At 67.6% G+C, this 13200-nt stretch carries 16 protein-coding genes; 12 read left to right on the top strand and 4 right to left on the bottom strand.

The features are described 5' to 3' along the window. Positions 1-110 precede the first annotated feature (110 nt). Positions 111-581 carry a hypothetical protein gene (locus HLH21_RS03105; RefSeq protein ID WP_264811890.1) on the bottom strand — a complete coding sequence of 157 codons (471 nt, stop codon included), beginning with the start codon at positions 579-581 and terminating at the stop codon, positions 111-113. Between the two features lie 65 nt (positions 582-646). Beyond that, on the bottom strand, positions 647-1162 hold the full coding sequence (gene mntR, locus HLH21_RS03110) for a manganese-binding transcriptional regulator MntR (RefSeq protein ID WP_182941129.1): 516 nt from the start codon (positions 1160-1162) through the stop codon (positions 647-649). Between the two features lie 216 nt (positions 1163-1378). Here mntR and HLH21_RS03115 point away from each other — a divergent pair, with 216 nt between their 5' ends. Next, positions 1379-2665 carry an Nramp family divalent metal transporter gene (locus HLH21_RS03115; protein WP_182941132.1) on the top strand — a complete coding sequence of 429 codons (1287 nt, stop codon included), beginning with the start codon at positions 1379-1381 and terminating at the stop codon, positions 2663-2665. Between the two features lie 41 nt (positions 2666-2706). Continuing rightward, positions 2707-3345 carry a 5,6-dimethylbenzimidazole synthase gene (bluB, locus tag HLH21_RS03120; RefSeq protein WP_182941135.1) on the top strand — a complete coding sequence of 213 codons (639 nt, stop codon included), beginning with the start codon at positions 2707-2709 and terminating at the stop codon, positions 3343-3345. Here the strand turns inward: bluB and HLH21_RS03125 are convergent. Next, positions 3335-3883, bottom strand: coding sequence for a histidine phosphatase family protein (locus HLH21_RS03125; protein WP_182941353.1), 549 nt, complete (start codon positions 3881-3883; stop codon positions 3335-3337). The two genes, bluB and HLH21_RS03125, sit on opposite strands and share 11 nt — an antisense overlap. A gap of 238 nt (positions 3884-4121) precedes the next feature. Here HLH21_RS03125 and HLH21_RS17130 point away from each other — a divergent pair, with 238 nt between their 5' ends. The 8 genes from HLH21_RS17130 to HLH21_RS03160 all read left to right on the top strand — a co-directional run bounded on the left by HLH21_RS17130 (position 4122) and on the right by HLH21_RS03160 (position 10854). Further along, a complete protein-coding gene (locus HLH21_RS17130; protein WP_264811891.1) occupies positions 4122-4253 on the top strand; it encodes a hypothetical protein in 132 nt (43 codons plus the stop codon). Between the two features lie 58 nt (positions 4254-4311). Further along, complete coding sequence (locus HLH21_RS03130) at positions 4312-5139, top strand: UDP-2,3-diacylglucosamine diphosphatase (protein WP_182941138.1); 828 nt, start codon at positions 4312-4314, stop codon at positions 5137-5139. A gap of 16 nt (positions 5140-5155) precedes the next feature. After that, positions 5156-6277 (top strand): glycosyltransferase family 4 protein, encoded by a 1122-nt coding sequence (locus HLH21_RS03135; RefSeq protein WP_182941355.1) that lies wholly within the window; start codon positions 5156-5158, stop codon positions 6275-6277. Positions 6278-6352: 75 nt separating this feature from the next. Beyond that, complete coding sequence (locus tag HLH21_RS03140) at positions 6353-7084, top strand: class II aldolase and adducin N-terminal domain-containing protein (protein ID WP_182941141.1); 732 nt, start codon at positions 6353-6355, stop codon at positions 7082-7084. Positions 7085-7111: 27 nt separating this feature from the next. Further along, positions 7112-8449 carry an LLM class flavin-dependent oxidoreductase gene (locus HLH21_RS03145; RefSeq protein WP_182941144.1) on the top strand — a complete coding sequence of 446 codons (1338 nt, stop codon included), beginning with the start codon at positions 7112-7114 and terminating at the stop codon, positions 8447-8449. A 2-nt stretch (positions 8450-8451) separates the two neighbouring features. Continuing rightward, positions 8452-9369: a substrate-binding periplasmic protein gene (locus HLH21_RS03150; RefSeq protein ID WP_220789648.1), complete on the top strand. Its 918-nt coding sequence runs from the start codon at positions 8452-8454 to the stop codon at positions 9367-9369. A gap of 4 nt (positions 9370-9373) precedes the next feature. Beyond that, a complete protein-coding gene (locus HLH21_RS03155; RefSeq protein ID WP_182941147.1) occupies positions 9374-10081 on the top strand; it encodes an amino acid ABC transporter permease in 708 nt (235 codons plus the stop codon). Next, positions 10078-10854, top strand: coding sequence for an amino acid ABC transporter ATP-binding protein (locus tag HLH21_RS03160; protein ID WP_220789649.1), 777 nt, complete (start codon positions 10078-10080; stop codon positions 10852-10854). The genes HLH21_RS03155 and HLH21_RS03160 overlap by 4 nt, the downstream gene beginning before the upstream one ends. Before the next feature lie 18 nt (positions 10855-10872). Here the strand turns inward: HLH21_RS03160 and HLH21_RS03165 are convergent, their stop codons facing one another. Then, positions 10873-11535: a DNA adenine methylase gene (locus tag HLH21_RS03165; protein WP_182941152.1), complete on the bottom strand. Its 663-nt coding sequence runs from the start codon at positions 11533-11535 to the stop codon at positions 10873-10875. A gap of 198 nt (positions 11536-11733) precedes the next feature. Here HLH21_RS03165 and HLH21_RS03170 point away from each other — a divergent pair, with 198 nt between their 5' ends. Beyond that, complete coding sequence (locus HLH21_RS03170) at positions 11734-12606, top strand: pirin family protein (protein ID WP_264811903.1); 873 nt, start codon at positions 11734-11736, stop codon at positions 12604-12606. Between the two features lie 35 nt (positions 12607-12641). Next, on the top strand, positions 12642-13199 hold the full coding sequence (locus tag HLH21_RS03175; RefSeq protein WP_182941158.1) for an NADPH-dependent FMN reductase: 558 nt from the start codon (positions 12642-12644) through the stop codon (positions 13197-13199). Position 13200 lies beyond the last annotated feature (1 nt).

The raw sequence follows: 13200 nt of genomic DNA on the forward strand, positions 1-13200 counted from the left end.
CCTTTGATGATTTTCTGGGCGATCCCGATCAGATGGACGGCGCGCGCCAGCGCCGGACCGGAACCTGATCGTCCATGGCATCGACGCCGGCGTGCTGCTGTCCGCCCCGATCAGGCGGCCTGGCGCAGATGCAGCGTGACGCGCATCGCCTCGGCGGCCAGGCGCGCGCCGCGCGTGGTGGTCGAGAGGCTGATATCGACGCCGTGATTGTTTTCCATCACCTTGCCGCCCCGGCCGCGGCCCATCGTCGCCTCGCCCTGCACGGCCCAGTAGGTGCCGTCGAAATCGCGCAGGCGGGTCAGGTTGCGGATGGTGCCGCGCGCCTCGATCCGCGAGAAGCCGACGCCGACGAGGCCGCCCCCCGAAATGGTGAAATCGTAGGTCCGCCCGCCATAGACCAGCCGGCCCCGCCCCCAGGTGAAGCCCGCCCCGATATCGAGTTCCTTGATGGAGAACGAGATCTGCCCCGTCGTCGCCGCGTCCGGCGAAAGGGGCGGCGCGATCGCGGCCGCCATGCCGGTCGTAGCGTCGCCAAGTACCGCGCCGCACAGCGCCAAGGCCCCGAACAGGATTTTCTTCACGACACGTCCCCCCGTGAGGCCGGCCGCCGGCCCTGTCGGCCTACTGAAACCCGGCGTTGCGGATTTTACAACTCTCTTGATGCATCGGGCGCCTTTCCCGCGCAGCCCCGGCCGGAAAGAAACTCCGCCAGCCCCGCGTCGATGGCGCGCCGGAAGGCGGCCAGGGTTTCAGCGCCCACGTAATGCTCCATGCCTTCGGCATCGATTCGGGCGGTGTCGGCGCTGATGCCCAGCGCGCGCAGGAAGGCCTCGACGACCCGGTGGCGGGTGCGGCTGTCCTCGGCCATCTTCTGCCCGGCTTCGGTCAGGAAGATCCCGCGATAGGGACGGCGCGTCACCAGCCCGTCGGCCGCCAGCCGGACCAGCATCTTGGCGACGGTGGGCTGTGACACGCCCAGCCGGCAGGCGATGTCGACCTGCCGGGCCTCGCGTCCTTCGGCCAGCAGGTCGGCGATCAGCTCGACATAATCCTCGACCAGCGCGGTCCGTCGCGCCTCGCGCGCCTGGCGGAAGCCTTCGGACTGGACGTCGGGGTCGGGCATGATCTCGACGGGCTTGCGCGCGGCGCGTGCGTTCTCCACCTGCCGGGACCTCCTGTGTGAACCGCCTGCGCGGGAAACCGTCCTTATACTGGACTATCGCCGCGCCTCAATTCCCGTGTCGCGGCGATGCCGCCGTCAGCCTGACCGTCACGAATTGACCCAAGCATATATCAGATCGCCTGCCCTACATCATATAGCATATTGCATAATGTCGGCGGCGGGCGTTACGCTGGTCCCGCCGGGAGGGGTGTCAGCATGTTCGAGGTCAATGCGACGGTCAGCGTGCCGCGTGACGCCACGGGGTGGCGGCGTCTGCTGGCGTTCATCGGGCCGGGATATCTGGTGTCGGTCGGCTATATGGACCCGGGCAACTGGGCGACCGACCTCGCCGGGGGGGCGGGGTTCGGCTATACGCTGCTGTCGGTCATCATGCTGTCCAACCTGATGGCGATCCTGTTGCAGGCGCTGTCGGCCCGGCTGGGCATCGCCACCGGGCTCGATCTGGCGCAGGCCTGTCGCACGCGGTTTCCGATGCCGGTGACGATCATGCTGTGGCTGGCGTGCGAGGCCGCGATCATCGCCTGCGACCTGGCCGAGGTCATCGGCACCGCCATCGCGCTCCAGCTTCTGTTCGGTATTCCGCTGCTGCTGGGCGCGGTGATTACCGGGCTGGACGCCATTATCGTCCTGCTGCTGATGAATCGCGGATTCCGTTATCTCGAGGCGTTCGTGATCGGGCTGCTGGTGGTCATCGCGGCCTGTTTCGGGGTGCAGGTCGTGGCGGCGGCGCCGCCGGTGGCCGCGATCCTGCGCGGCATCGTCCCGTCGCCCGCGATCCTGACGAACCCCGGCATGCTGTATGTCGCCATCGGCATCATCGGCGCCACTGTCATGCCGCACAACCTCTACCTCCATTCCTCGATCGTGCAGACCCGGGCCTATGACCGGACCGAGGCCGGGCGACGCGACGCGATCCGCTGGTCGACCTGGGACAGCACGCTGGCGCTGATGCTGGCGCTGTTCATCAACGCGGCCATCCTGATCGTCGCCGCCGCCGCCTTTCATGAGAGCGGGCATCGCGATGTGGTCGAGATCGCGCAGGCCTATCGCCTGATCTCGCCGCTGCTGGGGCTGGGGGGCGCTTCGACCCTGTTCGCGGTGGCGCTGCTGGCGGCGGGCATGAATTCCACCATCACCGGCACGCTGGCCGGGCAGATCGTCATGGAAGGGTTCGTGCATCTGCGCCTGCCGCACTGGGCGCGGCGGATGCTGACGCGCGGCCTGGCCATCGTGCCGGTGGTGGTCGTGACCGCCCTCTACGGCCCTGGGGGGGCCGACCGGCTGCTGGTGTTCAGCCAGGTCGTGCTGTCGATGCAGCTTCCCTTCGCGGTGATTCCTCTGGTGCTGTTCGTGTCTGACCGGCGGATGATGGGGGCGTTCGCCATCACCCGCCGCATGGCCGCGCTGTCGTGGCTGGTGGCGGGGGTGATCCTGGTCCTGAACGGCAAGCTGCTGTGGGACATGGTCCTGGGAAACGGGTAAACGGTTCGCGCCGCCCCGATCCTCGACCTTCTGGTGCCCCGATGACTTGTCCCGTCTTTCCGACCGATTTTCGCGACACGCTCGACCGGCTGTTTCTCTGGCGGCGGGACGTGCGGCATTTCCGCCCCGATCCGGTGGCGGAGGCCACGCTGGACGGGCTGCTGGCGACTGCCTGCCTGGCCCCGTCGGTGGGGCTGAGCGAGCCATGGCGCTTCATGCGGGTCGATCGTCCCGACCGGCGCGCGGCCGTGCGGGCGGATTTCGCGCGCTGCAATGCCGAAGCGCTGGCTGCGCGGACCGGGGACGACAGCGGGCGGTACGCGGCGCTGAAACTGGCCGGGCTGGACCAGGCCCCGCATCATGTCGCGGTGTTCTGCGACGCCGATCCGCGCCAGGGCCGGGGCCTGGGGCGGATGACGATGCCCGAGACCACGGTCTGGTCGGCGGTCATGGCCATCCATACGTTCTGGCTGGCCGCGACCGCGGCGGGGCTGGGGGTCGGGTGGGTGTCGATCCTGGACCCCGACCGGATCGCGCGGATTCTGGACGCCGATCCGGACTGGACGTTCCTGGCCTATCTCTGCGTCGGATATCCGCAGGAGCACGCGGATACCCCCGAGCTGGAGCGCCAGGGGTGGGAGCGGCGCGACCCCCACCGGCGCGGCTGGATCATCCGCTAGGCGCGGCCGCCACATGCCGGCACGGCACGGCATAGAGGCGCGCGCCCCCCTGCCGCATGACGGGGTCCAGCAATGCCGGGCGCCGTCCCGCCGCCAGCCCTTCCATCAGCCGCAGCGGGCCGCCATGCGACAGCACGCAGGCCGGCACACCCTGCGCCAGCATCTCGTGCCAGAACGACTGGATGCGGTGCAGCAGATCACGGCCGGCCTCGCCGCCGGGGGGCGCGAAGCCCTCGGGGTCGGCCGCCCATTCGTCCAGGGCGGTGCGGTCTATGCTGTCCCAGGGCTGCCCCTCCCACGCGCCGAAATCCAGTTCGGCGAGGCGGGGGTCGACATGCAGCGCGATGCCGGCGCGCGCGGCGATCCGTTCGGCCACCTGCCGGCAGCGGCTGGCGGGGGAGGCATGGATGACGCGGCAGCCGGCCCCGCGCGCCAGGACGGCCAGGCCATCGGCGCGGCCCTGCCACCCCGGCAGCAGGGCGACGTCGTGCCGGCCGTAGCAGGTGCCGGCCGGCACGGCGACGGGGGGATGGCGCATCAGCAGGATGGCCAGGGGGGCGTATATATTGTCGATCGCGGGACAATCCACCTGTGTCTCCCTCGGGTCATGGCGTCCGTGCGACCGTGCGCGCACGCCGATAGGGCTTCAAAGCGCCAGCGGGCACAAGGGCCATGGTTTTCAGTCCGGGTCACGGTTTCTTGACAGGCCGGGCGCACCTTACAGGAGCGGCCGGGCCGGTCCAGAGCTGCGGCCGCCCCCCGCAACTGCAGGTGGCATGTCCCGCATCGCCGGGCGTCATGGCGCCGCCGCCGCCCATCCCGGCCGCGCGGCCGCGACGCGGGCGCTGGCGGAAGCCGATCTGCGGGCCCTGCGCGCCGTCTTCGGGGATTTCATGAAAGATACATAAAAGAAACGGATGGATACGGTTAGAAGGGCCCCGTCTTTCATCAGGGGGCCTGTCCGCGATGAACGTGATTCTGCATGATCGTATCCCTTCCCACGATTATCAGGCGGTTTTCCTGTCCGATGTGCATCTGGGCACGCGGGACTGCCGGGCCGACCTGCTGGCCGATTTCCTGCGCGGCCTGTCCTGCCGGCGGCTGTATCTTGTCGGCGACATCATCGACGGGTGGAAGCTGAAACGGTCCTGGTTCTGGAACGATCATCACGACGACGTCCTGAACCTGATCCTGCGTATGGCCCGCGGCGGGACCGAGGTTTTCTATATTCCCGGAAACCATGACGAGATATTCCGTCGCTGGCTTCCCCATCGGCTGGAGGTCGCGGGCATCCGCCTGTGCGAACAGGCCGAACACGTAACGGTGACGGGGCGGAGGTTCCTCGTGCTGCACGGCGACGAATTCGACAGTGTGGTACGCTACGCGCCCTTCCTGGCCGTACTGGGCGACCGGGCCTATTCCGCCGCCCTGCTCGTCAACCGCTGGTTCAACACGGTGCGTCGTCGGCTGGGCCTGCCGTACCGTTCGCTGTCGGCGTGGCTGAAACGGCAGGTCAAGGGCGCGGTCATGGCCATCGACCGGTTCGAGACCGCGGTGGTGGACGAGGCCCGGCGGCGCGGCATGGACGGCGTCATCTGCGGGCATATCCATCATGCGGTCATCAAGGACGTGGGCGGCATCCTGTACATGAATGACGGCGACTGGGTGGAAAGCTGCAGCGCGCTGGTGGAACATCACGACGGCAGCATGCAGCTTCTGGACATGACCGACGTGCGATGGCGCGTTGCCGCGCCGCGGCATCCGGGGGCCGTGCTGGTGCCGGCCGATGCCTGACGGTGCGGTGCACGGCATGGTGCGGGAGCGTCCGCCGGGGCGGGCGGCCTGCGTGGGGCCGGCGCGCATCCTGATCGTGACGGACGCCTGGTATCCCCAGGTCAACGGGGTGGTCCGCACGGTGTCGCGGCTGACCGAGGAATTGCGCGCGGCGGGCCGGGTCGTGGCGGTGGTCGGGCCGCATCTGTTCCGTACCGTGCCCTGCCCGACCTACCCCGAGATCCGGCTGAGCGTCCTGCCCGGCCGCCGCCTGGCCCGGATGATCGAGGATTTTCGTCCCGACGCGCTGCATCTGGTGACCGAGGGGCCGCTGGGCCTGGCGGCCCGGCGATGGGCGATCCGTAACCACCGTTGCTTCACCACGTCGTTTCACACGCGCTTTCCCGAATATATCCAGGCCCGGACGGGGCTTCCGACGGGGCCGGCCTATCGGTTCCTGCGCTGGTTCCATGGCGCCGCGGCCCTGACGCTGGTGCCGACGCCCAGCCTGCTGCGCGGGCTGGACGACCGGGGATTCCGTCATCTGGAATGCTGGACGCGGGGCGTGGATGCCGAGCGCTTCCGCCCCGGCCGGACCGGCTGCGACTGGCGCGCGCGCTTCGGGGTGGACGGTCCCTATCTGCTCTACGTCGGGCGGGTGGCGATCGAGAAGAACCTGACGGCGTTCCTCGACCTGGATGTGCCGGGGACCAAGATCGTGGTCGGCGACGGGCCCGATCGCGTCGGCCTGGCGGCGCGCTATCCCGATGCGGTGTTCACGGGCTATCTGGACGGGGCCGATCTGTCGGCCGCCTATGCCGCCAGCGACGTGTTCGTCTTTCCCAGCCTGACGGACACGTTCGGCCTGGTGATTCTCGAAGCCCTGGCCAGCGGTCTGCCCGTCGCGGCCTTCGACGTGACGGGGCCGCGCGACATCCTGCCCCCCGGCGTGTCGCCGGTCGGCGCGATCGGCCCGGACCTGCGGCGCAACGTGCTGGCGGCGCTGCACGGCGATCGGGCGATGTGCCGCGCCTATGTGGCGCGGTTCGGCTGGGATGCCTGCGCGCGGATGTTTCTCGACGCCATCACGCGGGTGCTGCCCGACACCGCCCTGCACCTGCCATCCCACGGAGGCACTGCAACCGATTCGATGAGGTAATGGATCGGAAAAACCGGGTTTACCTGCCGTCGTGCCTCCGTTCATGCTGCCTGCGCGCAGGATAAAGAGCAGGGCATGACCGTACACGACGAAAGCCGGATCCGTGTCGACCTCGCGGCAGCCTTCCGCATCGTGGCGCGGCTTGGCCTGCATGAAGCCGTCGCCAATCATTTCAGCGCCGCGGTGTCCCCGGACGGGCGATGGTTCCTGCTGAACCCGAAATGGCGGCATTTCTCGCGCATCCGGGCCAGCGACCTGGTGCTTCTGGACGCCGAGGACGAGGACGCGCGCCATCGCGCCGACATCGACCCGACGGCCTGGGCCATCCATGGGCAGATCCATCGCCTGCTGCCGCAGGTGCGCGTGGCGATGCACCTGCACCCGATCCACGCCACCACCATCGCCTGCCTGGCGGACCCGACCATCCGGCCGATCGAGCAGAACACCGCGCGCTATTTCAACCGGGTCGCCACGGACACCATGTACGGCGGCATGGCCGACACCGGGGCCGAGGGCGCGCGCCTGGCCGGCCTGCTGGGCGACCGGTCGCGGCTGATGATGGGCAATCACGGCGTGCTGGTCACCGCCCCCACGGTGGGCGAGGCCTTCGACGATATCTATACCCTGGAACGGGCCTGCCAGATCCTGGTCTCGGCCTATGCCACCGGCCAGCCGCTGAACATCCTGGACGATGACGTGGCGGAGAAGACCGCGCGCGACTGGGAGGGGATCCGCGATTTTTCCATCGCCCATTTCGAGGAAATGAAGCGCATTCTCGACCGCGAGGATCCCTCCTACGCCGATTGACGCCCCGCCCGCCTGAAGGAGCCGCATATGAGTGCGCGACGACATATCGTTCTGGGCGGTCTGTTCGAGGCCAACGGCTATCACCCGGCGGCGTGGCTGATGCCTGGGGCGCAGGATGGCGCCGCGACCGACATCGGGTATTTCCGCCGCATCGTCCAGACGGCGGAACGGGGCAAGTTGGATTTCTTCTTCCTGGCCGATACGCCGGCGGCGCGGACCGAAGACCTCGACGCCTGGACGCGGGCGCCGCTGTACATGAACATGATGGAGCCGATCACCCTGCTGTCGGCCATCGCGGGGGCGACGTCGCATATCGGCCTTGGCGCCACGGCGTCCACCAGCTTCTACGAACCCTATAACGTGGCCCGCCTGTTCGCGTCGCTGGACCATATCAGCCATGGCCGCGCGGCGTGGAACGTCGTGACCACCGCCAACGACTATGCCGCGCGCAATTTCGGCCTGGATGCGTTGCCGCCGCATCAGCGGCGCTATGACCGGGCCGGGGAATTCCTCGGCATCGTGCAGGCCTTGTGGGACACCTGGGAAGACGACGCCTTCATCCATGACAAGGCGAACGTGCGGATGTTCGACCCCGGGAAATTCCACGCCCTGGACCATCAGGGCGAATTCTTCCGGGTGCGGGGCGGGCTGAACATGGCGCGTTCGCCCCAGGGGCAGCCGGTCATCTTCCAGGCCGGGGCGTCGGAAACCGGCAGGGAATTCGCGGCGCGGACGGCCGAAGTGGTGTTCGGGACCGGGGCCTCGATGTCCGAGGCCATCGCGTTCCATCAGGACCTGAAGGGACGCATGGCGCGCTACGGCCGCCATCCCGACGCGCTGAAGGTGCTGTCCGGCGTGTCCATCGTCCTGGGCGAGAGCGCGGCGCATGCGCGCGAGAAATGGGCCGCCTGGCAGGAGATGGTTCATATCGACATCGGGCTGATGTACCTGAAGACCGATCTGGAAACCGACCTGTCCGACCTGCCGCTGGACGAAGCGGTGCCCGAACATCGTATTCCGGAAAAATCGAATTTCCATCAGGTCTATTTCGAGGAAATCGCCGGGCTGATCCGCCAGGGGCTGACCCTGCGCCAGGTCTGCAGGCGCTACAACCGCAGCAAGGCGATCTTCTACGGCACCGCCCGGCAGATCGCCGACCAGATGGAGGAATGGGTCGCGGCGGGCGCCAGCGACGGCTTCATGATGGCGCTGCCGGTCCTGCCGGACAGCCTGACCGACATCACCGAAAAAGTGGTACCGGAATTGCAGCGGCGCGGATTGTTCCGCACCGAATACCAGGGCACGACCCTGCGCGAGAACCTGGGGCTGGCCCGTCCGCGCAACCGTCATGCGCCCGCCGGCTGATCGTGCTCTACCACCCGATGCAGCGGCGCGCATCGCCGGCCTGTCCGTGGCTGCGGCGCGTCTGGGCGGTCGTCTTCCTGATCGGGCTGCTGCTGCCCGGCCCGCGCGCGCGGGCCGGATGCCTGGACGATGTCAGGCGCGCGGGCGTGCTGACATCGGGCACCGGCCTGCTGGGGGATCGGATCGCGCTGTGGCAGGATCGGGACGGCGCATATCATGGCGTGACGGCCGACCTGTTCCTTGAAATCGCGCGCCGGATGGGCATCCCCCAGGACCGCTTCATCCCCACCGAATGGCCGACCCTGATCCCCGGCCTGAAGGCCCGCCGGTGGGACATCGTGCTGTCGGACCTCGCGATCACGCAGGAACGTATCACCGACGGAAACGTGCTGTTCTCCGCGCCCTATTTCCGGTTGTACGACCGCGTGATCGTGCCGGGCGATTCCCCGATCCGGACCATGGACGACCTGCGGGGCAAGGTCCTGGGCTCGGTCGTCGGATCGACCGATTCCACGGTGGCGCACGGCCTGGTGGCGCAGGGATATGGGGCGTCGGTCTCGGATTACAACAACTGGGCCGATCCCTTCCAGGCCTTGCGTAACGGCCAGATCGACGCCGTTATCCTCGACCAGGAATCGCTGCTGTCCCACAAGGACGAGTTCAGGAGCCTGCGTGTCATCGGCGACCCGCTGTTCTACCAGGCCAAGCCGGCCTGGCGGGAGGCGGAACGTGCCTCGCCCTACTATCTGGGCGACGAGGGGATCGTGGTGCGTCCGGCCTGCACCGACCTGCTGGCGGCGCTGAACATGGCGCTGGAGGCGATGCGCGCGGACGGGACGTTGAAGGCGATTTTGAAGAAGAACGGTGTGTGGGAACCGGTGCAGGATCATCTGCTCAAGCCGCAACCGACGGGGCGATAAGGGCGTGCACAGATTCTTCTTCAGGGAAGTCCCGGAATATTTTCCCTTCCTGCTGCAAGGGGCGTGGATCACGCTTGTGCTGTCGCTGGTCAGCATGGCGTGCGGGCTGGCCCTCGGCCTGGCGGTCGCCCTGGGGCGCCTGTCCCCCTACCGGGCCGTGCGCTGGCCGCTGGATGCCTATGTCGAACTGTGGCGCGACACGCCGCTGATCGTGCAATTGCTGTTCATCTACTTCACCCTGCCGGAATTCGGCCTGACGCTGCCGGCGTTCTGGGCGGGGGTGGCGGGGCTGTCGCTCAACCTCGCGGCCTACCTGTCCGAAGTGTTTCGCGCGGCCATCGCCGCGATCGACCCAGGCCAGCGGCAGGCGGCCCTGTCGCTGGGCATGTCGCGCGTCGCGATCTATCGCCGGGTGGTCCTGCCGCAAATGTTCCGGGCGACGCTGCCGACGGTGGGCGGATATTTCATCGCGCTGCTGAAGGATTGTTCCCTGGTCTCGTTCATCTCGGTCAATGAGCTGCTGCGGCACGCCAATATCGTCATCGCGGACACGTTCGACAGCATGAACACCTACATCATGGTGGGCTTCATCTATTTCGTCATGAGCTTCGGCAGTGCCCGGCTGATCGGGCTGCTGGAACGCCGGCTGACGCCGCGCCACCAGCGGCACGGCGCCGCGATGCTGCCCGGTCCGAAAGGTGCCGCGGCATGACCGGGGCCGTGCCCGAACCCGTGCTGGTCGCGCGGGGGCTGCGGAAGAGGTACGGCGCGGTCGAGGTCCTGGCCGGCGTGGATCTGGCGGTGGCCTCGGGCGAGGTCGCCTGCCTGATCGGCCCCAGCGGCGGCGGCAAATCGACGCTGCTGCGCTGCCTGAATGTCCTGGAACGGCCCAGCGGCGGCTCGATTTCCGTCTTTGGCGAGGCGCTGTGCCGGGATGACGGGACGGGTGTGCGCGTCGCGCCGGAGCGGACCCTGCGCCGGGCGCGCAGCCGCATGCCGATGGTCTTCCAGCATTTCAACCTGTTCAGCCACCGGACGGTGTTGCAGAACGTGATGGAAGGGCCGGTGACGGTCCTGGGCCTGGACCGGGAGGCCGCGATCGACCGCGCCCGCCGCCTGCTGCGCGACGTGGGCATGGCCGACCGCGAGGACCATTATCCCGATCAGATCTCGGGCGGGCAGAAACAGCGCGTCGCCATCGCGCGCGCGATGGCGATGGCGCCGTCGGTCATCCTGTTCGACGAGCCGACCAGCGCGCTGGACCCGCAACTGGTCAAGGGAATCCTGGCGATCATCAACGACCTTGCACGGCAGGAGATCACCATGCTGATCGTGACGCATGAGATGAAATTCGCCCGCGACGTGGCCGACCGGGTCCATTTCTGCGACGGCGGACGCATTGTCGAATCAGGCTGCCCGGACGACATCTTCCAACGCCCCCGGACGGCGCGCCTGGCGGATTTCGTCCGGTCGATTCACGAATGATACGGCCGGGACAGGGGATCAATGAGTCAGCAAGAGGCGATCACTCACAACTTCGGCCTCGAGTGTTTCGCCTCCCATCTGACGACGGCGCAACATTGAACGCCCGACGTTGACAGCTTCCTCACGCGCGAAAAGGCCTCCGGGCCATTCAATCGGACAGGATTTCTCGCCGGACTTCTTTGAGCCATCGATACTCATCGCAACAAACACCCCCCGTTTCCTGGCGCGTTCAATCGACCTGAAAAGGTCGTCCAGGGTAAAATTCTGTGCGCCGTACAGGATGGCCTGACTATGCGCGTATGGAGGGTCGCAATAGACGACGTCGCCGCTTCGGGCACGTTCGAGGGATTCCTCGTACCCCCGATGAAAAAAGGTCGTTCCCGCGACACGCGTGCTCCATTGGGCGACACGGCGCGCAAATACGCCCGGATGGATCGGTTCATGAGCCCCACAGGGAGTAGACATGTAGCCGTCACGCATCCGAAAGCGGACTACGCCGCCATAACAGGATCGGCATAGAAAAAGTAGATCCGCACCCTGCATGTGTTCCCAGCGGGTGCGATACCAATCGACAACCATCTTCGGGTTTTCTTTCAAGGTCTGCCAAATTTCGTCACGCGTCGAATTTACAATGTTCATTTCATCAGATGGTTCTTTCTCGATAGCTAGGGCGAGTTGCATTCAAATGGTCCCCAAGGGTACGGCTGTTGGCAGGCAAGCGCGGACAGGCAGGGTTGCCGAAAACGGTCTGAACCGCCCCGATCGTGGCCGCGAGGCTTTCGGGACGTTCATCTCAATCCGCCGGATCTATCGTTGCCCGATGACGTTCTGGCCTCACGGCGCATGGCGTCCGTCCGAACCGGCATCCGTGGAGGCGGCATCATGAAGAAGATCCTTGGCGTTTACGGCAATAACGACGGTCACTGGGTGGGCGACGGGTTCCCGGTTCGCTCGCTGTTTTCCTATGACACGCTGGGGCGGCATGCCAGCCCGTTCCTGCTGCTGGATTATGCCGGCCCCTACCAGTTCGACCCGGCCGACCGGCCGCGCGGCGTGGGCGCCCATCCGCATCGCGGGTTCGAGACGGTGACGATCGTCTATGACGGCGAGGTCGAACATCGCGATTCGACCGGCCAGGGCGGGGTGATCGGGCCGGGCGACGTGCAGTGGATGACGGCCGGCGGCGGCATCCTGCACCAGGAATATCATTCGAAGGGCTTCACCCGCACCGGTGGTCCGTTCCGGATGGTGCAACTGTGGGTCAACCTGCCGGCCCGGGACAAGATGACGACGCCCGGATACCAGTCGATCCGGGATGCCGATATCCCGGTGGTCGCGTTGCCCGACGGCGCCGGCCAGGTTCGCGTCATCGCGGGCGCGTTCGGGGGCAGCAAAGGACCGGCGCGCACCTTCACGCCGGTCAATGTCTGGGACATGCGCCTGACCCGCGACGCGGATGTGACGCTGGACCTGCCGGAGGGGCACACCAGCATGCTGGTGGTCCTGGGCGGCCATGTCACGGTCAACGGCACGCAGGCGGTGGGCGAGGCCGAGATGGTGCTGCTGGACCGCGAAGGGGCCGGCGTGGTGGTCCATGCCGAGGGCGAGGCGACGATGCTGGTGCTGACGGGCGAGCCGATCGACGAGCCGATCGTCGGGCGCGGGCCGTTCGTGATGAACAGCGAGGCCGAAATCCGCCAGGCCATCGCCGATTTCCAGGACGGCCGTTTCGGCCGGATGGTCCCGGCCTGACCGGCGGCGGCCAGACCACTTAGGGGAGAAACACCATGACCAGGATTCTCGGCCTTTCCGGCAGCCTGCGACGGGGCTCGTTCAATACCGGCCTGCTGCTGGCGGCCCGCGACCTGGCGCCGGAGGGCGTGCAGGTGGAATTGTATGAGGGGCTGCGCGACATCCCGCCCTATGACGAGGACGTGCGTGCGGCGGGCTTTCCGCCCGTGGTGGAGGACCTGCGCCGGCGCATTCTCGAGGCCGACGCGCTGCTGTTCGCGACGCCCGAATATAACCGCTCGGTCCCCGGGGTGCTGAAAAACGCGATCGACTGGGTCTCGCGCCCGCCGCACCAGCCTTTCGACGGCAAGGTGGCGGCGATCGTGGGCGCCAGTCCGGGCGCGCTGGGCACCGCCCTGGCGCATTATCATCTGCGGCAGGTGCTTTCGGTGGTGGGCGTGTATGTCCTGCCGGCGGCGGAAACGCTGGTCGGCGGGGCCGGCGCCAAGTTCGACGCGGGCGGACTGCTGACCGACGAGGCGACGCGGAACGTGCTGCGCGACCGCATGACTCGACTGGTCGATCTCGCCACCCGGCTGGCGCCGCGGGTATAAG

This window comes from Gluconacetobacter johannae (assembly GCF_014174305.1).
GTDB classification, from domain to species: domain Bacteria; phylum Pseudomonadota; class Alphaproteobacteria; order Acetobacterales; family Acetobacteraceae; genus Gluconacetobacter; species Gluconacetobacter johannae.